Source organism: Tenacibaculum soleae (assembly GCF_001693415.1).
Lineage (GTDB): Bacteria > Bacteroidota > Bacteroidia > Flavobacteriales > Flavobacteriaceae > Polaribacter > Polaribacter soleae.
In genome coordinates this window covers 471,791-493,972 of sequence record NZ_MAKX01000001.1, presented here as the reverse complement: position 1 = coordinate 493,972, position 22,182 = coordinate 471,791, and the positions used below count along the sequence as shown (strand labels likewise).

Here is a 22,182-nt window from a genome sequence, read left to right as displayed (position 1 = left end):
AAAAACGGAACAACAAAATGGCAGATTTTGGAATTAAAGAAGCTTTAGCTCAATTAGGAGTAAAGGATATAAATGATGGAACTTCTACAGGTTCTAACAATTTTTCTAATGGAGAAATTATTGAAAGTTACTCTCCAGTTGATGGAAAATTAATAGGAAAAGTAAAAGCGACTACAAGAGAAGATTACGATAAGGTAATGGATACGGCAACTAAAGCTTTTTTAAGTTTTAGAGATATGCCAGCTCCACAGAGAGGAGAAATTGTTCGTCAGTTTGGTAATAAATTAAGAGATTTAAAAGAGCCTTTAGGTAAATTAGTTTCTTATGAAATGGGTAAATCTTTACAAGAAGGTTACGGTGAAGTTCAAGAAATGATTGACATCTGTGATTTTGCTGTAGGATTATCAAGACAATTAAATGGTCAAACAATTCCATCTGAACGTCCAGGACACGTAATGAGAGAGCAATGGCACCCAATTGGTGTTGTTGGTATTATATCTGCATTTAACTTTCCTGTTGCAGTTTGGGCTTGGAATACAGCTTTAGCTTGGATTTGTGGTGATGTATGTGTTTGGAAAGGTTCTGAAAAAGCACCTTTATGTGCTGTAGCATGTCAGAACATTATTGCTGATGTTTTAAAACAAAATAATTTACCAGAAGGAATTTCTTGTATTATTAATGGAGATTACAAGGTTGGTGAAATGATGACTACCGATACTCGTATTCCTTTAGTATCTGCTACTGGTTCTACAAGAATGGGAAGAATTGTTGGAGCAACAGTTGCAGGGCGTTTCGGAAAATCTTTATTAGAATTAGGAGGAAACAATGCAATTATTATTACACCAACTGCTGATTTAAAAGTGGTTGTTCCTGGTGCTGTATTTGGTGCTGTTGGAACTTGTGGACAACGTTGTACTTCTACAAGAAGATTAATTATTCACGAATCTGTATATGATAAAGTAAGAGATGCAATTGTTGGTGCTTACGGGCAATTAACTATTGGTAACCCTTTAGATGAAAAGAATCATATTGGGCCGTTAATTGATCATGATGCTGTAAATACTTATTTAGCTGCAATTGAAAAAGCAAAAGCTGAAGGAGGTAACGTATTAGTTGAAGGTGGAGTTTTAGAAGGAGAAGGTTACGAAAGCGGATGTTACGTAAAACCAGCTATTATTGAAGCAGAAAATCATTTTGAAATTGTTCAACATGAAACTTTTGCTCCAATTTTATATTTAATGAAATATTCTGGAGAAGTTGAAAATGCCATAGCAAAACAAAATGGTGTTGCTCAAGGATTATCTTCTGCAATTATGACAAACGAAATGAAAGAAGCTGAAAAGTTCTTATCATACGCTGGTTCTGATTGTGGTATTGCAAATGTAAACATCGGAACATCTGGTGCTGAAATTGGTGGTGCTTTTGGAGGTGAAAAAGAAACAGGTGGTGGACGTGAGTCTGGATCTGATGCTTGGAAAGTTTACATGAGAAGACAAACAAATACTGTAAATTATTCTGATGAATTGCCTTTAGCGCAAGGAATAAAGTTCGATTTATAGGTAAAATTATATTATATAAATAAAAAGGGATATCAAATTTTGATATCCCTTTTTTAATAAAATTCGAGGTGTTTTATTTTTTTAATGCTGCAGCAATAACTTTATAGGCATCATTTGCTTTAGACATTTTAGCATATTGCAAAGCTGTGTATCCTTTTTTAGATTTTGTTTTTAATTTAGCACCATTCTTAATAAGAAGCGTTACAATCTTAGTTTTATTATATCTAGCAGCAAACATTAACGGAGTTAAGCCCGTAGATTTTTTGTTAACATCAGTCCCATTTTCAACCATTGCTTTAACAGCTTCGAAATTACCTGAAGTAATTAATTTACAAAAAGTATTTACATTCGGATATTCAATTACTGTATTTAAAGCAGTTTTATTTATTTCTGAGGCAGTAATAGTTCCGAAAGATAATGCGATCGCCAATGTAGTAAAGATAAATTTTTTCATAATGTTAAGTTTTTCAATATTTAGGTTTATTTATTAAAAAGACGACGATTTAAATAAAAGGTTTCAAGGGTATTGAATACTTAACAAATATTTAGGATTACTTCTTAAAGTATCCTTAAAACTAAGTGTTTATTCTATAATAATTAGATTATTACAGAATATAAGTTTTTTAATTTAAAGAATTTCTTTTTTGTTTAAAATTAAACAATATTGAAGATAATGTTAATATTAGTTATTTTTTGTATTTTTAATATTATAGAGGTGCTTTTTTACTTTTTTTTTACTTTTTTAGCAGTATAAATATACTTTTATTAAAAATTATGAAAAAATACAGATTCTTTTTACTAGCCTTAAGTTTTTGTTTATCAATAATAAGCTGTAAAGAAGCACAAAAAGAAAATTTAATAACAAAGGAGATTAAAAAAGATTTTACAAAACATGTAAATCCTTTAATTGGAACCAGTAAAATGGGACATGTTTTTCCTGGAGCAACAGCTCCTTTTGGAATGGTACAGTTAAGTCCGCAGACTAATTTTGAAGTTATGTTTAATGAAAACGGTAGCTACAATAGTAAAACATATGAATACTGTGCGGGTTATCAACATAAAGATTCAACAATTATAGGTTTTGCCCACACTAATTTTAGCGGAACAGGACATGCCGATTTAGGTGATTTTTTGGTAATGCCAACTACAGGAAAATTAACATTAGATCCGTTAAAAACAAAAGAAGGAACTAAAGGATTTTATTCAAGGTTTTCACATGATACTGAAAAAGCATCTCCAGGTTACTATAAAGTTAATTTAGATAGTTACAATATAAAAGCTGAATTAACAGCTAGCGAGCGTGTTGGTTTTCATCAATATACATTTCCTAAATCTAACGATTCTCATATTATTTTAGATTTAGTTTATAACATATACCATCATGATAATAAAAATGTTTGGACATTTATTCGTGTAGAAAATGATAGTTTAATAACTGGTTATAGGCAAACAAAAGGATGGGCAAGAACCAAAAAAGTGTTTTTTGCAATGCAGTTTTCTAAACCGTTTAAAAGTTACGGTCATAAAAAATACAATAAAGAAACGTATGATGGTTTTTACAGACGTTTTAAACAAAACGAAAACTTTCCTGAAATGGCAGGAAAAGATATAAGAGCTTATTTTAATTTTAATACAGAAGAAGGTGAAAAAATAAATGTAAAATTTGCCTTATCACCAGTAAGTACAAATGGAGCTTTAAACAATTTAAAACAAGAAATTCCGCATTGGAATTTTAATAAAACAGTACAAGAAACAAAAGATAAATGGAATAATGAATTGGGTAAAATTGATGTAGAAACAATTTCTGAAAAAGATAAAACTACTTTTTATACAGCTTTATATCACACTAATTTATCACCTATTTTGTACGAAGATGTTGATGGAAAATACAGAGGGTTAGACCAAAACATACATACTTCTGATGGTTTTACTAATTATACGATATTTTCTCTTTGGGATACTTACCGCGCATTACATCCTTTATACAATATAACACAACCAAAGCGAAACAACGACATGATAAAATCGATGTTAGCACATCACGATCAAAGTGTGCATAATATGTTACCAATTTGGAGTCATTATGCCAACGAAAATTGGTGTATGATTGGGTATCATGCAACTTCAGTTATTGCAGATGCATTAGCAAAAAATGTAGGAGATTTTGATGTGAATCACGCACTTAAAGCATCAACAAACACAGCCACTGTTCGTTATTTTGATGGTATTGGAGATTATATTGATTATAAATATGTTCCAGAAGACAAAAGCCATTCATCAGTATCAAAAACACTAGAATATGCTTACAACGATTGGTGTATTGCTCAAATTGCCAAAAAAGTAGGAAATTCTGAGGTAGAAAAAGAGTATTTAACAAGATCAACCTATTATAAAAATGTGTACGATCCAACAATCGGATTTATGCGACCTAAGTTATCAGATGGTACTTTTAGAAAAAACTTTGATCCAATGGATACTCATGGACAAGGATTTATTGAAGGAAATGCATGGAATTATGGATTGTATGTCCCTCAAAATATTGATAAGATGATTGAAATGATGGGAGGTAAAGAAAAATTTAGTAATCAACTAGACGAATTATTTACTACAGAAATTGCAGACAAGTATATTTCAAATCATGAAGATATTACTCGCGACGGAATTATTGGAAACTATGTTCATGGTAACGAGCCAGGACATCACATTCCGTATTTATATAATTGGACAGGGCATCCTAAAAAAACACAACAAAGAGTTCGTATGATTATGGATACCATGTATAGTGATACCGTTGATGGTTTGTGTGGTAATGATGATGCTGGTCAAATGAGTGCTTGGTATATATTTAGTAGTTTAGGGTTTTATCCTGTAACACCAGGTTCGCCAAATTATGCCATAGGAAGCCCAAATATTAAAGAAGCTACTATTTATTTAGAAAATGGAAAAGTCTTAAAAATTACGGCTCAAAATCAAAGTAAAGAAAACGTATTTGTAAAAAGTATAACAGTAAACGGTAAGAAAATAACTGATAATGTACTTTCTCATGCTGATATTATAAACGGAGGAGAACTTATTTTTGAAATGAGTAAAGAGTAAAAATATTATCTATGAAAAATAAAGCTTTCAAATAAGGTTACTTATTTGGAAGCTTTTTAAGTTAATTATATTTCACTTTACGTAAAACACGGATGGCTTCTTTATACTTGATGTAAGTTGTTTTTTTTTCTAAATTTTTAATGTAGGTTTTGGCTTTTTTAAGTTGTTTTGGAGCTTCTAAAAATCCATTTAAATAACAAATTAAGTAGGAGGTAGGTAGTTTATAAATATCTTCATTATCAATTACCGAAAGCGGTTTGTTATTTTCAATTTTAGTAATGATACGATTATTATTATCGTAAATATGTTTTAAAATTATAGGATCAAATAATGGTGCTTTAAATAAAAATTCGGTAATAATATCGTGTTTACCATTGTCTTTAAAATGTATTATAGTTTTTTCTAAAGGATAATGTTTTTGACTTTTATCGATTCCTAATACAATATATTCGGTTATTATAAATGATTGTTCATTATAACTAATTTGAACATCATCTAAGGCAGAAAAAAACAAACGCACTTGTTCATTTATTAATTCAATATCAACACGTGTAAAAAACTCTTTATTATTAATCAATTTCTTTTTACCTGCCCAACACAATACAAATTGTTCTTTAAATACTTTGTATTGCGGATTATATTCAGGCTTATGATTGTTGATAAAATCAAAAACTCCATCGAGCGTTAATTGTATATTATTACTAGCATTTTTTTCAATAGCTGCAACAATAGTGTTATTTTTATTATTAGGTTTAAAATCATTTTCAATAGGTATTGAATTACTTCCTCTGCGAAAAAAAACAGTATTTTTACGATATTTCCATATGTTTTTTAAAAGTGCTGTTGTTTGATTATTCGGATAAATAGTAACTAAGCCAATTACTTTATGTCTTGGTAAACGCGGAAATGGCACATTTTCATAATCAATTTTAGGAGGATTTTTTAAATAGGCATTTACCAAATTCTGAATTTTACTATCGTCGTAAAAATCAACTCCCATAATTTTATTTTCTTCATCTTCAACCCCAATAACTATATAAGAATTGTTATTGGGGTTAGAGTTTGAAAGCGCACAAATATGTTTTATAAACTTGGCTTTTCCTTCTTTAGAATTTAAAGATAATTTTTGCTTTTTATCATAAAAACTATTCTCATCATTATGAGAAAGTAAGTTTTTAATTAAAAGGCGTTTATTAATCACAATTTACATGTTTTTATTAATTATTGAAGCGGTAGCTTGTGCAGTAGGATACACCACTAAATCTTCAATATTTACATGGTAAGGCCTGCTGATTACAAAGTAAATAATATCAGCAATATCTTCAGGTTGTAATGCTTTGTAGCCTTGATATACAGTTTTTGCTCTCTCGGTATCTCCTTTAAAACGAACGTCTGAAAATTCAGTTTCTACCAATCCAGGATGAATTGCTGATACTCTAATATTGTGTTTATTTAAATCAATACGCATTCCTTTATTTAGGGCATCTACCGCAAATTTTGAGGCACAATACACATTTCCGTTAGGATACACTTCTTTACTAGCAATAGAGCCGATGTTAAGGATAAAACCGTTATTTCTATTAACCATTTGCGGAATTATAGCTTTCGAAACATATAATAGCCCTTTTACATTTCCATCAATCATGGCATCCCAATCATCAATACTTCCTTCTTGAATGCTACTTAATCCATGGGCATTACCTGCATTGTTAATTAAAATATCTATGTGTTTAAATTCACTAGGTAAGTTGCCAATGGCTTGTTGTACTTGTTCTTTATAACGAACATCGAATTGTAGTGTATGTACTTTTGTTAAGGCAGAAAGTTCGTGTTGTAACTCACTTAATTTATTGGCACGTCTTCCGCAGATAATAAGCTTGATATTATTTTTAGCAAATAATATAGCAGTTGCCTTACCAATACCAGAGGTAGCTCCCGTAATTAAAGCTGTTTGTTGCATGTTTTAGTTTTTTATAAAGGTAAAATATTTTATGTTAAGCATATATTATAAAACATAAAAACCGCTCTATTGCTAGAGCGGTTTCTTTTAGTTGGCTACTACCCCAACCAAAAATCAACTAACCAAACTTTATTTTAAATGTTTTCTATCAACGGTTTTACGTTGTATTTTAGTACGTTTTCTATTGCTATTCCTTACAGTAGATTTTGTAATACTTTTATTTTCTTTTTTTAAATATTGTACAAATCCTCTACCAGAAAAAGTGTACGTTGTTTCAGAACTTAGGTGAAATAATTGTATCCTTTCATCATTTATAACGCTTAACTCAAACTCTTCTGTATCTCCGCCATCATAATTAAGTGTTAAAAGTTTTAAATTATTAAAACCTGATATATTATCAATTTGATAACCACCTTCGTAGTCCCAATTTATGTAATCAATATTTGTGCCAAAAGCATCGTGTGATGAATAAAAAGTTACATCATTTTCAGGTGTAAATTGTAAAAAATGTTCGTCATCAAATGCATTCGGTGTACCGCCAGATTCTTCAGTTCTTTCCCAAGCTACATATTCTTGTAAAAAGTATTCGATATTATCGTTAAATAATTTATCATAATTAAAATTATTTCTTTGATAACCAATTAAATAATAGCTTACATTTTGCGATAAATCATCAATTCTAATTTCATCATCTGCTAATTGCACCACTTCAAAATTATAATTACCATCTAAATCATGATAAGTTTCTAAGACAGTTCCACGAGGAACATAATCACCTACAGCAATTCCTAACCCGTTACCAGTTTTACCAATATCAACAATATTGTTATTAGCATACATGGTTCCGTTTAAAAAAGAAACAGTAAAAGCTTTTGATAAAAACGAAACATCACCATTACCAGTAGTTCTGTGGTAATCGATATACCATAAATCATAGCTTGAAATATATTCGTTTAATGAAAAATCAGTATCCTGAACCACACAAGATGTTAATGTTATACTTGTTACAAGGGTTAATAAGAGTAATTTTACACGTTTCATAAGCATTGGTTTTATGGTTATACTTACTGAATTTCAAAATACGTGCCAAAAATAAAAAACACCTCATATGAGGTGTTTTTTGTTAGTTTTGAGGTTTTACTGTGGGCATAAAAACTCTTTTATTTTTTTTAATACTTTCTATTTTATAATAATGAATTTTCTCATCTACCTTATAAGCAACTATAGCTTCATTCTCTTTTAATTCAAAAGGAAATTCCTCTTTGGTTTTTGGGGTATTTCCATATTCTTTTTTAGGATTTGCATTTAAAACCAAATCTTTTCTATTTTTATTTATTGAGGTTTTATAACGAGCAGCAATGTATTTTTTACCTTGTTTTTGTTCAATTACAGGGGTAATCATTCTATTTTGAAAATATACTTTTTGAAAATCAATAGTCTTATTTGAAGTAAATTCAATCATTAAATTAAGGGTATTGTTGCCTGGTAAACCACCAGTAATATGAGAGTATGCTGCTGATTTTATTATAAAAGGAGGATTAGTATCTAGCTTTGTACTTGCACATTGCGTAAAGCTTAAAGCCAAAATTAAGATTCCGAATAACTTCATAATATTACTTTTTATTGTTTAAATTTAAATATTCAAGTAGCGTGCCAAGGTACAAATATATATAGATTTTAAGATGTTGAATTACAGTTATTGGGAGTTAAAAGAGTGGTTTACAAATGTAGATTTTACCATTATTGGTAGTGGAATTGTAGGTTTAAATTGTGCATTGAATTTGAGAAAAAAATATCCGAAAGCTAAAATAATAATTTTAGAAAGAGGAATGTTGCCTCAAGGAGCAAGTACTAAAAATGCCGGTTTTGCGTGTTTTGGTAGTTTATCGGAACTGATTGATGATTTAAAAACTCATACCGAACAAGAGGTATATAATTTGGTTGAAAAACGTTGGAAAGGTCTACAACTATTACGAAAAACACTTGGTGATAAAAATATCGATTTTCAACAAAAGAAGGGTTTTGAATTATTTGAAGATAAAGAGTTTTATGATGAATGCTTGGTTGAAAAAAATAAGATTAACCAATTATTAAAACCACTTTTTTCTTCGGATGTTTTTTCTGTAGATGATAATATTTTTAAATTTAAAAACATACAACAAAACTATATAACCAATCAGTTTGAAGGGCAAATTGATACTGGTAAAATGGTAGCACAGTTACTTCAGATAATTCAGCAAAGTAATATAAAAATTTTAAATAATATTACCGTTAAAAGTTTTGAAGAAATTGGAAATAAAGTGGCTATACAAACCAATAAAATTAGCTTTTCCACCAATAAATTGTGCATTGCAACTAACGGATTTGCAAATCAATTATTAAAAGAAAACATACAACCAGCAAGAGCACAAGTATTAATTACAAAACCTATTAAAAATCTTCATGTTAAAGGAACTTTTCATTTAGATAAAGGCTATTATTATTTTAGAAATATTGATGATAGAATTTTGTTTGGAGGTGGAAGAAATCTTGATTTTAAGGCAGAAGAAACTTCAGAATTTGGAGAAACAACAATCATTCAAAATAAATTAGAAAAGATTTTAAAAACAACTATTTTACCCAATACTAATTTTGAAATTGAACATAGATGGAGTGGAATTATGGGTGTTGGAAGTCAGAAAAAAGCAATTGTAAAACAATTGTCAAATAATGTTTTTTGCGGAGTTCGTTTAGGTGGTATGGGAATTGCGATTGGTAGTTTGGTAGGAAAAGAATTAGCTGATTTATTATGAAAGTAAAAGAAGAATTATACGCTCAATGCATTGCGTATGTAAATAAAAGACAGCAAACGGTTGAAGAGATAATTTTATCCAATCAAAAAGCATTACAATCTGAAACTAAAAGCTCAGCAGGCGATAAACATGAAACTGGTAGAGCAATGTTACAGTTAGAAATGGAAAAAGCAGGGCAACAACTCACCGGAATCACAAAAATGAAGGAGATACTTTCTAAAATAAAAATTGATAACAATTCAAATATTGCACATTTAGGAAGTGTAGTTAAAACCACTAACGCTACTTTTTTTTTAAGTATTAGTGCAGGTCAATTTGTGGTGAATAATCAAAATTATTTTGCTGTTTCTGTATCTTCACCAATAGGGAGTATTTTATTAGGAAAAAGGGTAGGAGATAGTTTTGTTTTTAATAATATTAAACAAGTGATAAAAGACGTTTTTTAATTTTAAAGTAGGGTAATTTAATAGTTAACTGTTTGTAAAATAGGAAAGGTTGCTACACCCTTCAAATGAAAAAGAATTTTATAATGCACTTTTATTTAACAAGATAGAAGTGTATTTTTTTAAAAGGCTTAAAAAGTTTTAAAAGAGTTGAGTAATTATTTTGAATTAATTTAAAACAGTTTCTTTAAATTTCAAAGAAACTGTTTTTTTAGTTTCTAATACTGATGTATGGTTTAGATATAGAATTTTTCCGTTATAATTTACTTCAATAAGCCAATAATATCCTTTAAAGTAATTGTTAACAACAATAGCTTTTATTTTTGATTTTTCAATAATTTTTATTTGATGTGGGTATAATAAAACTGTTTTATTATTGATAAATACTTCATTCACATCATCAAACAACGAAGCGATATATTTTAATTTAGGATTTTGATACAGGTTTTTAGGGGTATCATTTGCTATTATTTGGTAGTTTCTAATAACAATCATTTTATCAGCAAATGATAGTGCTTCGTTACCATCGTGAGTGGCTACAATACAGGCAATATTTTTTTCTTTTAAATAACTAAATAAGTTTCTACGAAGCGAACTTTTTTTAAAGTTATCTATTTGACTAAAAGGTTCGTCTAACAATAATAATTCAGGCTCTTTTGCCAATGCACGAGCAATTGCAACACGTTGTTGTTGTCCGCCGCTTAAGTTTTTTACTTTTGTGTTAGCAAAAGAAGTCATTTCTATAACTTCTAATAATTCTTGAGTTCTTTGTTCAGCTTCTTGAGGATAAAAACGAGATAAAAACTTTTTAATATTTTCAGTTACGGATGTAAAAGGCATTAAATCGAAATCTTGCGCAACGTATTTAAAAAAATCCATTCCAGGAACTAAGTGATGTTTTGGTCCTAAAATTTGTATGTCATTCCAAAATAAGGTTCCTTTATTTACATCTAATAACCCATAAATGGCTTTTAATAAGGTAGATTTTCCGCAACCACTTTCGCCCATAATACATAAATGTTCTCCTTTTTTAAGTTGAAAATTTATATTTTTAAGTGTTGCTTTTTCTTTAGAATAAGCAAATGAAATGTTGTTAACTTGTAGCATACTTGCAAAAATATGTTTTTATCGTTTGTTGCGTTAGTGATTGAACGGTTTGTTTGAGCTCTTTTTTTGAGGAACGAAAAAAAAAGCGAGTAGTGAAAGCGCGACCACTTGTGGTAACGCCCAACTTCTCGATACAATTTTTTCGTGCCTCAAAAATCACTCGAAGTGACAGGAATAAAAAAACCGACACTTTCGTATCGGTTTTCTTTGATATAGTTTGTACAATTCCCCGTAAAGAAAATCATTACAAAAGATACTGTGTTTACCAGATTCTAACTCTTTCTTCTGGTTTTAAGTACATTTTATCGCCTTCTTTAACATCAAAAGCTTCATAGAAAGCATCTACGTTTTTAAGAGGCATGTAAGCTCTGTATTGACCAGGTGCGTGGGTGTTTGTCATGATTAAGTTTTTTAAAGCTTCATCACGCATTTTTGTTCTCCAAATTGTTCCCCAAGAAAGGAAAAAACGTTGCTCAGCAGTAAATCCGTCAATATCAGCAGGTCTTCCGTTTTTTGCTAAGAAAATTTGTAAACCTTCATAAGCAGCTTGTACACCACCTAAATCACCAATGTTTTCACCTAAAGTAAATTCACCGTTTAAATGCATGCTATCAATAGCAACGATATTGCTGTATTGTTTTACTAATTGCTTACCAATTACGGCAAATTTTTCAGAATCAGAATCTGTCCACCAGTTTTTAAGGTTTCCGTCACCGTCAAAACGAGCTCCAGAATCATCAAAACTATGAGAAATTTCGTGACCAATTACTGCTCCGATACCACCATAATTTACAGCTTCATCAGCTTTATAATCATAAAAAGGAGGTTGTAAAATTGCAGCTGGAAATACGATTTCGTTATTTACAGGATTAAAGTAAGCATTTACAGTTTGAGGCGCCATTCCCCATTCTGTTCTATCTACAGCTTTCCCTAGTTTTTCCATGTTTTTGTTGTAATTCCATTTGGTAACATTTTTAGCGTTATCAAAATAAGAACCACCGTTTTCTAATCCTTTTACTTGTAATTCAGAATAGTCTTTCCAAACATCAGGATAGGCAATTTTAACCGTTAATTTGTGTAATTTTTCTAATGCTTTTGTTTTAGTTTCTTCACTCATCCACTCTAAACCAGCAATACGCTTTTCGAAACCTAACATTACATTGTCGATCATTTCTTTTGCTTTCGCTTTTGCTTCTGGTGGAAACATTTTATCAACATATAATTTACCTAAAGCCTCACCAACAGCACCATTTAAGTTACCTAAAGCACGCTCGTTTCTTGGACGTTGTTGCTTTGCACCACGCATTTCTTTACTGTAAAACTCCCAGTTAGCAGTTTCTAAATCGGTAGATAATACTCCTAATGAACCGTTAATGGTGTTCCAACGTAATAACAATTTAATATCTTCTACAGAACGAGCATCTAAAATTCCGCTTAATGCTTTAAAGTATCCAAGATCGGTAACAATTATTTTATCAATACTACCAGCTGGAGCTCCTTTTAAATCACCGTTGTCTTTATCAACTATGTTCACACCAATACCTTTTAAATGAGCTTCCCAATCGATTGCAGGAGCTAATTCAGTTAATTCAGCAACTGTCATAGGGTTATACATTTTACGTGTATCTCTACGCTCTTCTTTGGTCATCATTGGTGTTGCTAAACTTTTTTCGAAAGCAACAATAGTTTCTGCATTCTTTTTAGCTGTAGCTTCATCATCACCAAAAGTAACTAACATCTTAGCAACAAATTCTTGATACTTAGCTAGCTTGTCTGCTACTTTAGCATCTACGTAATAATCACGCGATAAACCTAAACTACCAGCGCCCATATAGCCTGCGTATTGGCTACTGTTTTTTAAATCGTTATACACCCCAAAACCATAAAAACCACCACCACCGTAAGGTGCCATGTTTGTAATATAGTTTTCTACGTCTTTTTTAGTTTTAATTTCATCAATTTTAGCTAAAAAAGGTTTTATTGGCTCAATACCTTGTTTGTTTCTAGCAACAGTATCCATGATGGTTTCGTAATAGTTTACTGCTTTTTCTTGATCAGAATCTATTTCGTTTCCTTGAGCGTCTTTTACTTTTGGAAAATTACCTTCTTCAATGGCTTTGTTTAAAATAACTAATACATCAGCATCTGTTTTTTTACGTAATTCACCAAAACCTCCCCAAGAAGTTCGGTCGGCAGGAATTTCGGTTTTATCTAACCAACTTCCGTTTACGTATCTAAAAAAATCATCTGTAGGTTTTACAGAAGTATCCATGTTTTCTAAAATAATTCCTTGAGATTTCTCTTCAGGATTTTGCTGAGTTTTTGGACCTGTTTTACACGAGGCAATAGCTAAAGAAGCAACAGCAGTGGTAAACAGCATTTTGTGAATGGTTTTCATTGTGTATGATTTGATTAATTTGATTACAAGTGATATTTAACCGTTTTCTTTCTTCTTTAGCTTTTCTTTTCTTGTATAAGAGTATTAAAAATTAAAATTGTTACAGTTTTAACTTTTAATTTTTGATTTAGGATTATTTGGTAATTGTTTAAAGCCCATATTATGTAATGTGAATCCGAAAATATCAGCATATTGCTCGATAGTTTTTGCTACCGGAGTTCCTGCTCCGTGACCTGCATTAGTTTCAATACGAATTAACACAGGGCTTTTACCTTGTTGTTTGTCTTGTAATTCTGCTGCAAATTTAAAACTGTGTGCTGGTACAACACGATCGTCATGATCACCAGTGGTTACCATTGTTGCTGGATATGAAACTCCTTTTTTAACGTTATGTACAGGTGAATATCCTTTTAAATAATTAAACATTTCTTTGCTTTGTTCTGCAGTTCCGTAATCGTAAGCCCATCCTGCGCCAGCAGTAAAGGTGTGGTAGCGTAACATATCTAAAACACCAACGGCTGGTAAGGCAACTTTCATTAAATCTGGTCGTTGTGTCATGGTTGCACCTACTAATAAACCTCCGTTTGAACCTCCTCGTACGGCAAGGAAATCAGATGAAGTATATTTTTGGTTGATTAAATACTCAGCAGCAGCAATAAAATCATCAAATACATTTTGTTTTTTTAACTGTGTTCCTGCATCGTGCCATTTTTTACCATATTCACCACCACCACGTAAGTTTGGTACGGCATATACACCTCCTTGTTCCATCCAAACAGCGTTTGCAATACTAAATGATGGCGTTAAGCTAACATTAAATCCACCGTAACCATATAAAATTGTTGGGTTTTTACCGTTTAATTCTAATCCTTTTTTATAAGTAATAATCATCGGAACTTTTGTACCGTCTTTTGATGTGTAAAAAACCTGTTTACTTTCGTAATTATCTGGATTAAAAGATATCGCTGGTTTCCAATAAAGAGCGTAGGTTCCGTCGGTTGGATTAAATTTATAAGATGAACTTGGCGTATTGTAATTGGTAAATGAGAAATACAATTCTTTAGCGCTTGTTTTTCCTCCAAAACCACCAGCAGATCCAACTCCTGGTAACTTTACTTCACGAATTAACTTTCCATCAAAATCATATTGTAAAATTTTTGAAACCGCATCTACCATATATTCTGCAAAGAAATATCCAGCTCCTGTTGATGGAGATAATACATTTTCAGTTTCAGCAATTAAATCTTTCCAGTTTTCTGGAGTTGGATTTTTAGCATCAACAGTAACAATTTTTTTATTAGGAGCGTTTAGGTTTGTAACTAAGTATAATTTATCATCACGATTATCAATTACGTAAGTATCACTATCATAATTATCTAAAATAGTTACTAGTTTACTATTAGGTGTTGTTAAATCTTTTAAAAACAGCTTGTTTCCTGAGGTTGAGGTTGAGGCTGAAATAATTAAATAGTTGTCATCTTCGGTTAAAGAACCTCCAACATATCTGTTTTTTTCTTCGGCAGTTGCGCCAAAAATAACAGGATCGTTACTTTGCTTTGTATTTAATTTATGATAATATAATTTGTGTTGATCTGTTTTTGCAGAAAGTTCACTTCCTTTAGGTTTGTCGTAACTAGAGTAGTAAAAACCTTCGTTTGCTTTCCATGCAATTCCAGAAAATTTTACGTCAACTAAAGTATCGCCAATAATTTCTTTGTTTTTGGCATTCATTACAATAATTTTACGCCAATCGCTACCACCTTCAGAAATTGAATAAGCAACAATACTACCATCTTTTGAAAAATTTACGGCACCTAAAGAAGTAGTACCATCTTCAGAAAATGTATTTGGATCTAAGAAAACCTCTTCTTTTCCGCTTTCATCTTTTCTATATAACACATACTGATTTTGCAATCCGTTATTTTTATAAAAGTAAGTATGTTCACCTTCTTTAAAAGGAGTTCCTATTTTTTCGTAATTCCATAGTTCAGATAATCGATTTTTTAATTGTTCGCGGTATGGTATTTTACTTAAATAATCAAAAGTAACTTCATTTTCAGCCTTTACCCAAGCCTCAGTTTCTTTACTTTTATCATCTTCTAACCAACGGTAATTATCGGTTACTTTGGTACCAAAGTATTCATCTACAACAGGTTTTTTTGCTGTTTCAGGGTAATTCAAAATAGGGTCGTTTTTAACTTTTTTTTCGGTGTTACAAGATACCAATAAAGTACCTGCACAAATAATTGGAAGCAGTATTTTTTTCATGATATAAGAATAGTTAATTCTTTCAAAGTTAGCAGAAAAAATAAGTAGCCTCTTGTTTTTAAGAAGACTTTAACACTTGTTTAAGTTTATGTAATTTTTAAGAAATAAAAACGACTACCTTTATACTTTTAAAATAGCTGATAAAAAGTAGTAAAACAATAATAAGATGACAGAAAATTTAACAAAAGAAACTTTTTTAAAAAAAGTATTTAATTTTGAAGCAGGTAAAGAGTGGAAATTTGAAGGAGATAAACCTGCTTTGATTGATTTTTATGCAGATTGGTGTGGTCCTTGTAAATCTTTAGCGCCAGTTTTAGAACAATTAAGTGAAGAGTATGAAGGAAAAATAGATATTTATAAAATAGATACTGAAGCTGAACAAGAATTATCGGCAGCTTTCGGAATTCGTAGTATACCATCTATGTTGTTTTGCCCTATGAATGAGCAACCACAAATGGCAAATGGTGCATTACCAAAACAACAAATAGAACAAATTATAAAAGATGTTTTAAAGGTAGAAAAATAAGCCTAAAAATGATTTTAAAAAGTGATGTGAAAACATCACTTTTTTTATACAAAAAAACCAAAATAGGAAACTCAGTGATTATCACTACGCAAGCTTATTTTTACTTTGTAAGTACTTGTTTTAAAGTTATTTGTACTTTTGTTAAAATGACGCAGTTTTATCTTTTTTTAATGATTTGTTGACAACTTCAAGGGATTTGTGAATAAGTATAGCTTTTAGTTTTTAGCAATTTTTTGAATCTTTGTTTCTCCCTGAAGAGAAGAAAATAACGAACAAAATTTAGCACAAAATAAGCATGGCTGTTACCGAACCAATTTTACAAGAAAACAAAGATAGATTTGTAATATTTCCAATTCAACACGACGATTTATGGGAGTGGTATAAAAAACAACAAGCTTGTTTTTGGACCGCAGAAGAAATTGACTTACATTCTGATTTAAATGATTGGAACACCAAATTAACAGACGATGAACGTTATTTTATTAAACATATTTTAGCCTTTTTTGCAGCTTCAGACGGTATTGTAAATGAAAATTTGGCAGAAAACTTTGTAAATGAAGTGCAATATTCTGAGGCTAAATTTTTCTACGGATTTCAAATAATGATGGAGAATATCCACTCTGAAACCTACTCTTTATTAATAGATACTTACGTAAAAAATGAAGAAGAAAAAGATAACTTATTTAAAGCTATTGAGGTTTTTCCGGCAATTAAGAAAAAAGCAGACTGGGCTTTAAAATGGATTGAATCGGACTCTTTTGCTGAGCGATTAATTGCTTTTGCAGCCGTTGAAGGAATTTTCTTTTCAGGATCATTTTGTTCTATCTTCTGGTTAAAGAAAAGAGGATTATTACCAGGACTAACTTTTTCGAACGAATTAATTTCTCGTGATGAAGGAATGCATTGTGACTTTGCTGTTCATTTACATAATCATCACATGGTAAATAAAGTGCCTAAAGATCGTATTCGTGAAATTATTTTAGATGCTCTTAACATTGAAAGAGAGTTTATTACAGAGTCTTTACCAGTAAGTTTAATAGGTATGAATGCTAAATTAATGACGCAGTACCTAGAATATGTAACTGATAGATTATTACTAGAATTTGGATGTGATAAAGAGTATGATGCTACCAATCCGTTCGATTTTATGGAAATGATTTCATTAGAAGGTAAAACAAATTTCTTTGAAAAAAGAGTTTCAGAATATCAAAAAGCAGGTGTATCATCAGGTGGTACAGGAGATATTAGTTTCGACGCTGACTTTTAAAAAGACAAAAAACATCACTGCTAATCCCCTACATGCGGTAATTTTTGCCAAAGCATAGTAATGCTTTAGCGCCCTAAGTTTCTGTACAGAAACAACAACATTTAACAACTAAATTAAGTTACTATAAAACCATAGTGTTCTTAGTGACCCTATTAACCAAATTAAAACCAATAATAATATGTATGTAGCGAAAAGAGACGGTAGAAAAGAACCTGTAATGTTCGATAAAATTACCGCAAGGGTTAAAAAAATGTGCTATGGATTAAACAATATTGTTGATCCAGTTAAAGTAGCCATGCGTGTTATTGAAGGTTTATATGATGGTGTAACAACATCTGAATTAGATAATCTAGCAGCAGAAGTTGCTGCAACAATGACAACTGCACACCCTGATTATGCTAAATTAGCAGCCAGAATTGCGGTATCTAACTTACATAAAGATACCAAAAAATCGTTTTCAGAAACAATGGTTGATTTGTACGAATATGTAAATCCTCGTACCGAAAAAAAATCGCCTTTATTAGCTGATGATGTGTATGAAATCATCATGAAAAATGCTGATAAATTAGATTCTACTATTATTTATAGTCGCGATTTTAATTATGATTATTTTGGATTTAAAACTTTAGAACGTTCATATTTATTAAAACTTAACGGTAATATCGTAGAGCGCCCACAACATATGTTAATGCGTGTATCTATTGGTATACATAAAGAAGATATTGACGAAGCAATTGCTACATACGAGTTAATGAGTAAAAAATATTTTACCCATGCTACGCCAACATTATTTAACGCAGGTACACCAAAACCACAAATGTCGTCTTGTTTTTTATTACAAATGCAAGATGATAGTATTGAGGGTATTTACGATACATTAAAACAAACGGCTAAAATTTCACAATCAGCCGGAGGTATTGGTTTATCTTTACATAACATTCGTGCTACAGGAAGTTATATTGCGGGTACCAATGGTACATCAAACGGAATTGTACCAATGTTAAAAGTATTTAATGATACGGCACGTTATGTAGATCAAGGAGGAGGAAAACGTAAAGGTTCTTTTGCGATGTATTTAGAGCCTTGGCATGCTGATATTTATGACTTTTTAGATTTAAAGAAAAATCACGGTAAAGAAGAAATGCGTGCGCGTGATTTGTTTTACGCAATGTGGATTTCTGATTTATTTATGGAGCGTGTTCAGCAAGATGCAGATTGGACGTTAATGTGCCCTCATGAATGCCCTAATTTATTTGACACTTATGGAAAAGAATTTGAGCGTTTATACACCAGTTACGAAGCTGCCGGAAAAGGTAGAAAAACCATAAAAGCACGTGATTTATGGGAAAAAATATTAGAATCGCAAATAGAAACAGGTACACCGTACATGTTATACAAAGATGCTGCTAACCGTAAATCGAATCAGAAAAATTTAGGAACCATTCGTTCTTCAAATTTATGTACAGAAATTATGGAATATACTGCTGAAGATGAGGTGGCAGTGTGTAATTTAGCATCGATAGCAATACCAATGTTTGTTGCTGAAGATGAAAATGGGAACAAGTTTTTTGATCACAATAAATTATTTGACGTAACTAAAAAAGTAATCAGAAACTTAGATACTGTTATTGATCGTAACTACTATCCTGTTATTGAGGCTGAAAACTCTAACGTTCGTCACCGTCCGGTAGGATTAGGAATTCAAGGATTAGCAGATGCTTTTATTATGTTGCGTATGCCGTTTACATCTGATGAAGCTAAAAAGTTAAATCAAGAAATATTTGAAACCTTATATTTTGCATCGGTAACTTCATCAATGGAAATTGCGAAGGCAAAAGAACCATATTCTACCTTTAAAGGTTCACCAATGTCACAAGGAGAATTTCAGCACAATATGTGGGGAATTAAAGAAGAAGATTTAAGTGGTCGTTGGGACTGGAGTAATTTACGTAAAGAGGTAATGGAGCACGGAGTTCGTAACTCATTATTAGTAGCGCCAATGCCTACTGCATCAACTTCTCAAATATTAGGAAACAACGAAGCTTTTGAGCCTTATACCTCTAATATTTATACACGTAGAGTATTATCTGGTGAGTTTATTGTAGTAAATAAACACTTATTAGAAGACTTGGTTGAGTTAAATTTATGGGACAATAATATGAAAGAAGATATTATGCGTGCCAACGGATCTATCCAACATATTGAAAGCATTCCGCAAGACTTAAAAGATTTATACAAAACAGTTTGGGAAATGAGTATGAAAGATATTATTGATATGGCGCGCCATAGAGGGTATTTTATCGATCAGTCGCAATCGTTAAACTTATTTATGAAAGACCCTGATTTTGCAAAGTTAACATCAATGCACTTCTATGCTTGGAAAAGCGGTTTAAAAACAGGAATGTATTATTTACGCACCAAATCGGCAGTAAATGCAAAACAGTTTACTTTAAATATTGAGAAGAAAGAAGAGGTAATTGAAGATGATAAACCAATGAGTGCAGCAGAATTTAAAGCCATGGTAGATGCTTCTAAAAACGGAGCACCAGACGATGATTGTTTAATGTGTGGTTCTTAAAATAAAGTTATAATTAAGATTGGGGAGTTGTAAAATACTCCTCGTCTTAATAAGTTGAAATATAGTTAAAAAAAATAGCTGAGGTAGTAAAACAAAAGCACAAAAAAAAGCGACACTTGAAGCATCGCTCTTGGTTTTTTTAATATTTTTTGGATTCGGCCCCAATAATATTACAAAAGGAAAGAAGAGATTACCTCATCTCCGTTTTGTTTTTCAAAAATACAAAATGTAATTCTTACAGCCAAGTTAAATGTTTCTATAAATAAATTGTAAGTAGCATAACCCGTTAAAAAACAACTAGGGAGCTACGTTTAATTTTTATCAACAAAATAAAATATAATGTTGATAATTTAAAAACCACGAGAATGAATAGAAAAATTTTGATTGAGTCAATCAATAGAAAATTGATGGTAAGAGTCACTTATGTAACAAATGGTAATAGAGTTTTAACAAGAAAATGTATTCCTTTTGATGTTGGACCAAGTAGAAGGTCTAAAGATAAGTCAATTAGATATCACTTTTTAGATTTAGATAGTCCGAAAGGGAAGCATCCATTACCTTTATTGCCAGACAGAGTTTTAAAGATTGAGCTTACTAGCTTGTATTTTCAACCATCAAAATATATTCACTGGAAGCCTAATTGGTTTTTAAAAAGAGATTGGGGTAAATATTCTTAAAAGTAAAAAAAGAGAAGTCGAAAGGCTTCTCTTTTTTTAGTAAATTCGAACCCTCGAGAAGCTATACTTCTTTTTTAGCTTCTTATCTTAAAAATAAATCAATGAACTGGGAACAACTCCTTTCTTTAAAACGTTTTGGCGATACGCAAAAACGTGAACGCATATTACAAGACGAAACCCGATTAGGCTTTGAAGTAGATTTTGATAGAATCATATTTTCATCGGCCTTTCGTAGCTTACAAGATAAAACACAGGTAATTCCGTTATCAAAAACCGACTTTGTACACACCCGATTAACACACAGTTTAGAAGTATCAGTAGTAGGTAGAACGTTAGGAAGACGCGTTGGTAAAGTATTGTTAGAACGTCATCCGGGGTTAGTAAATTTAGGCTACACTTTTAACGATTTTGGAGCTATTGTTGCTGCTGCATCCGTAACACATGATATTGGGAATCCGCCTTTTGGGCATTCAGGAGAAAAAGCTATTGGAGAATATTTTAAAACTGGTAACGGATTAAAATATAAAGAGCAACTTACCGAAAAAGAATACCAAGATTTAATAGATTTTGAAGGAAACGCGAACGGATTTAAGATTTTAACCGAAAATAATCACGGTAGCGAAGGTGGTTTGCGTTTAAGTTATGCAACTTTAGGAGCATTTATGAAATATCCGAAGGAATCATTACCTAAAAAACCAACAACACATATAGTTGATAAAAAATACGGCTTTTTTCAGTCAGAAACAGCTGCTTTTTTAGATGTTGCCAATGATTTAGGTTTACAGAAAAAAGAGAGCGACGGAATTTCATATTACCGTCATCCATTAGCTTATTTAGTTGAAGCTGCAGATGATATTTGCTATACAATTATCGATTTTGAGGATGGAATTAATTTAGGACTAATCGATGAAGATTATGCCTTAGAGTATATGATAAAGCTCGTAAAAAACACCATTGATAGTAAAAAATATCACTCTTTAAAATATACAAAAGATCGTGTAAGTTACCTGAGAGCCTTAGCAATAGGGGTATTAATTAACGAAGCAGTCGACATTTTTTTAGAAAACGAAACAGCTATTTTAAATGGTAGTTTTGATAAATCGTTATTAGATAAGTGTAAATATGAAGCTCAAATTAATGACATTATTAAAATTAGTATAGCTAAAATATATCGTAGCAAAGATGTTATTGAAAAAGAAGTAGCAGGTTATAAAATTATTGCTGATTTATTAGATGTTTTTGTAACAGCATTAAATAATAAGTATAACGGAGTAGCATCAAATTACGATACCTTAGTTTTAAATTTACTTCCCGATCAATATCAGCAAGAAAAAGAACAATTATATGATAGAATCATGCAAATATGTAGTTATGTATCAGGTTTATCAGATAGTTTTGCAATACGATTATTTAAAAAAGCAAAAGGAAATATTGCCTAATTAGTTATTAAATAAACATAGTTTGTATTAAGTTTTTAGGGTGATTTTAATACTAACTGTTATTATATCACA

The 22,182-nt window shown here is 31.0% G+C and carries 17 protein-coding genes; 9 read left to right on the top strand and 8 right to left on the bottom strand.

The features are described from left to right. Positions 1-17: 17 nt before the first annotated feature. Positions 18-1,559: an L-piperidine-6-carboxylate dehydrogenase gene (amaB, locus tag BA195_RS02200; RefSeq protein WP_028888108.1), complete on the top strand. Its 1,542-nt coding sequence runs from the start codon at positions 18-20 to the stop codon at positions 1,557-1,559. Between the two features lie 73 nt (positions 1,560-1,632). Here the strand turns inward: amaB and BA195_RS02195 are convergent, their stop codons facing one another. Further along, on the bottom strand, positions 1,633-2,013 hold the full coding sequence (locus BA195_RS02195) for an ankyrin repeat domain-containing protein (RefSeq protein WP_068701988.1): 381 nt from the start codon (positions 2,011-2,013) through the stop codon (positions 1,633-1,635). Between the two features lie 320 nt (positions 2,014-2,333). Here BA195_RS02195 and BA195_RS02190 point away from each other — a divergent pair, with 320 nt between their 5' ends. Further along, positions 2,334-4,655, top strand: a complete 2,322-nt coding sequence (locus BA195_RS02190) for a GH92 family glycosyl hydrolase (RefSeq protein WP_084443019.1) — start codon at positions 2,334-2,336, stop codon at positions 4,653-4,655. A 61-nt stretch (positions 4,656-4,716) separates the two neighbouring features. Here BA195_RS02190 and BA195_RS02185 read toward each other — a convergent pair whose 3' ends face one another. The 4 genes from BA195_RS02185 to BA195_RS02170 form a co-directional block, all read right to left on the bottom strand. Continuing rightward, the gene (locus BA195_RS02185; protein ID WP_068701986.1) at positions 4,717-5,856 is read right to left on the bottom strand and encodes an ATP-binding protein; all 1,140 of its coding nucleotides are present in this window, start codon (positions 5,854-5,856) and stop codon (positions 4,717-4,719) included. 3 nt (positions 5,857-5,859) lie between these two features. Then, positions 5,860-6,615 (bottom strand): SDR family NAD(P)-dependent oxidoreductase, encoded by a 756-nt coding sequence (locus BA195_RS02180; RefSeq protein ID WP_068701984.1) that lies wholly within the window; start codon positions 6,613-6,615, stop codon positions 5,860-5,862. A 129-nt stretch (positions 6,616-6,744) separates the two neighbouring features. Next, on the bottom strand, positions 6,745-7,656 hold the full coding sequence (locus BA195_RS02175) for a hypothetical protein (RefSeq protein WP_068701982.1): 912 nt from the start codon (positions 7,654-7,656) through the stop codon (positions 6,745-6,747). Positions 7,657-7,738: 82 nt separating this feature from the next. Next, on the bottom strand, positions 7,739-8,224 hold the full coding sequence (locus BA195_RS02170; RefSeq protein ID WP_068701980.1) for a hypothetical protein: 486 nt from the start codon (positions 8,222-8,224) through the stop codon (positions 7,739-7,741). Between the two features lie 76 nt (positions 8,225-8,300). On the opposite strand from BA195_RS02170, the gene BA195_RS02165 reads away from it, so the two are divergent. Beyond that, the gene (locus tag BA195_RS02165; RefSeq protein ID WP_068703888.1) at positions 8,301-9,407 is read left to right on the top strand and encodes an NAD(P)/FAD-dependent oxidoreductase; all 1,107 of its coding nucleotides are present in this window, start codon (positions 8,301-8,303) and stop codon (positions 9,405-9,407) included. Next, positions 9,404-9,853: a 3-oxoacyl-ACP synthase gene (locus BA195_RS02160; protein WP_068701978.1), complete on the top strand. Its 450-nt coding sequence runs from the start codon at positions 9,404-9,406 to the stop codon at positions 9,851-9,853. Before BA195_RS02165 ends, BA195_RS02160 begins: the two co-directional genes overlap by 4 nt. Before the next feature lie 165 nt (positions 9,854-10,018). On the opposite strand, the gene BA195_RS02155 is transcribed toward BA195_RS02160, so the two are convergent. From BA195_RS02155 to BA195_RS02145, 3 genes are all read right to left on the bottom strand, one after another. Continuing rightward, a complete protein-coding gene (locus BA195_RS02155; RefSeq protein ID WP_068701976.1) occupies positions 10,019-10,957 on the bottom strand; it encodes an ABC transporter ATP-binding protein in 939 nt (312 codons plus the stop codon). 262 nt (positions 10,958-11,219) lie between these two features. Beyond that, the gene (locus BA195_RS02150; protein WP_068701974.1) at positions 11,220-13,355 is read right to left on the bottom strand and encodes a M13 family metallopeptidase; all 2,136 of its coding nucleotides are present in this window, start codon (positions 13,353-13,355) and stop codon (positions 11,220-11,222) included. Between the two features lie 108 nt (positions 13,356-13,463). Next, the gene (locus BA195_RS02145) at positions 13,464-15,623 is read right to left on the bottom strand and encodes a prolyl oligopeptidase family serine peptidase (protein WP_068701972.1); all 2,160 of its coding nucleotides are present in this window, start codon (positions 15,621-15,623) and stop codon (positions 13,464-13,466) included. A gap of 166 nt (positions 15,624-15,789) precedes the next feature. Here BA195_RS02145 and trxA point away from each other — a divergent pair, with 166 nt between their 5' ends. The 5 genes from trxA (at position 15,790) to BA195_RS02120 (ending at position 22,110) form a co-directional block, all read left to right on the top strand. After that, positions 15,790-16,149, top strand: coding sequence for a thioredoxin (trxA, locus tag BA195_RS02140; RefSeq protein ID WP_068701970.1), 360 nt, complete (start codon positions 15,790-15,792; stop codon positions 16,147-16,149). Positions 16,150-16,444: 295 nt separating this feature from the next. Next, positions 16,445-17,416: a ribonucleotide-diphosphate reductase subunit beta gene (locus BA195_RS02135; RefSeq protein ID WP_068701967.1), complete on the top strand. Its 972-nt coding sequence runs from the start codon at positions 16,445-16,447 to the stop codon at positions 17,414-17,416. A 178-nt stretch (positions 17,417-17,594) separates the two neighbouring features. Beyond that, entirely contained in the window at positions 17,595-19,994 is a 2,400-nt protein-coding gene (locus BA195_RS02130) for a ribonucleoside-diphosphate reductase subunit alpha (RefSeq protein ID WP_068701965.1), read from the top strand. A 365-nt stretch (positions 19,995-20,359) separates the two neighbouring features. Continuing rightward, positions 20,360-20,671 (top strand): hypothetical protein, encoded by a 312-nt coding sequence (locus BA195_RS02125; RefSeq protein ID WP_068701963.1) that lies wholly within the window; start codon positions 20,360-20,362, stop codon positions 20,669-20,671. 101 nt (positions 20,672-20,772) lie between these two features. Then, a complete protein-coding gene (locus BA195_RS02120; RefSeq protein ID WP_068701961.1) occupies positions 20,773-22,110 on the top strand; it encodes a deoxyguanosinetriphosphate triphosphohydrolase in 1,338 nt (445 codons plus the stop codon). Positions 22,111-22,182: the final 72 nt, after the last annotated feature.

What these genes read in the sequence shown, in the direction of transcription:
- amaB (WP_028888108.1), top strand. Translation starts at nt 18, where the DNA reads ATGGCAGATTTTGGAATTAAAGAAGCTTTAGCTCAATTAGGAGTAAAG.
- BA195_RS02195 (WP_068701988.1), bottom strand. Translation starts at nt 2,013, where the DNA reads ATGAAAAAATTTATCTTTACTACATTGGCGATCGCATTATCTTTCGGA.
- BA195_RS02190 (WP_084443019.1), top strand. Translation starts at nt 2,334, where the DNA reads ATGAAAAAATACAGATTCTTTTTACTAGCCTTAAGTTTTTGTTTATCA.
- BA195_RS02180 (WP_068701984.1), bottom strand. Translation starts at nt 6,615, where the DNA reads ATGCAACAAACAGCTTTAATTACGGGAGCTACCTCTGGTATTGGTAAG.
- BA195_RS02175 (WP_068701982.1), bottom strand. Translation starts at nt 7,656, where the DNA reads ATGAAACGTGTAAAATTACTCTTATTAACCCTTGTAACAAGTATAACA.
- BA195_RS02170 (WP_068701980.1), bottom strand. Translation starts at nt 8,224, where the DNA reads ATGAAGTTATTCGGAATCTTAATTTTGGCTTTAAGCTTTACGCAATGT.
- BA195_RS02160 (WP_068701978.1), top strand. Translation starts at nt 9,404, where the DNA reads ATGAAAGTAAAAGAAGAATTATACGCTCAATGCATTGCGTATGTAAAT.
- BA195_RS02155 (WP_068701976.1), bottom strand. Translation starts at nt 10,957, where the DNA reads ATGCTACAAGTTAACAACATTTCATTTGCTTATTCTAAAGAAAAAGCA.
- BA195_RS02150 (WP_068701974.1), bottom strand. Translation starts at nt 13,355, where the DNA reads ATGAAAACCATTCACAAAATGCTGTTTACCACTGCTGTTGCTTCTTTA.
- BA195_RS02145 (WP_068701972.1), bottom strand. Translation starts at nt 15,623, where the DNA reads ATGAAAAAAATACTGCTTCCAATTATTTGTGCAGGTACTTTATTGGTA.
- trxA (WP_068701970.1), top strand. Translation starts at nt 15,790, where the DNA reads ATGACAGAAAATTTAACAAAAGAAACTTTTTTAAAAAAAGTATTTAAT.
- BA195_RS02135 (WP_068701967.1), top strand. Translation starts at nt 16,445, where the DNA reads ATGGCTGTTACCGAACCAATTTTACAAGAAAACAAAGATAGATTTGTA.
- BA195_RS02130 (WP_068701965.1), top strand. Translation starts at nt 17,595, where the DNA reads ATGTATGTAGCGAAAAGAGACGGTAGAAAAGAACCTGTAATGTTCGAT.
- BA195_RS02125 (WP_068701963.1), top strand. Translation starts at nt 20,360, where the DNA reads ATGAATAGAAAAATTTTGATTGAGTCAATCAATAGAAAATTGATGGTA.
- BA195_RS02120 (WP_068701961.1), top strand. Translation starts at nt 20,773, where the DNA reads ATGAACTGGGAACAACTCCTTTCTTTAAAACGTTTTGGCGATACGCAA.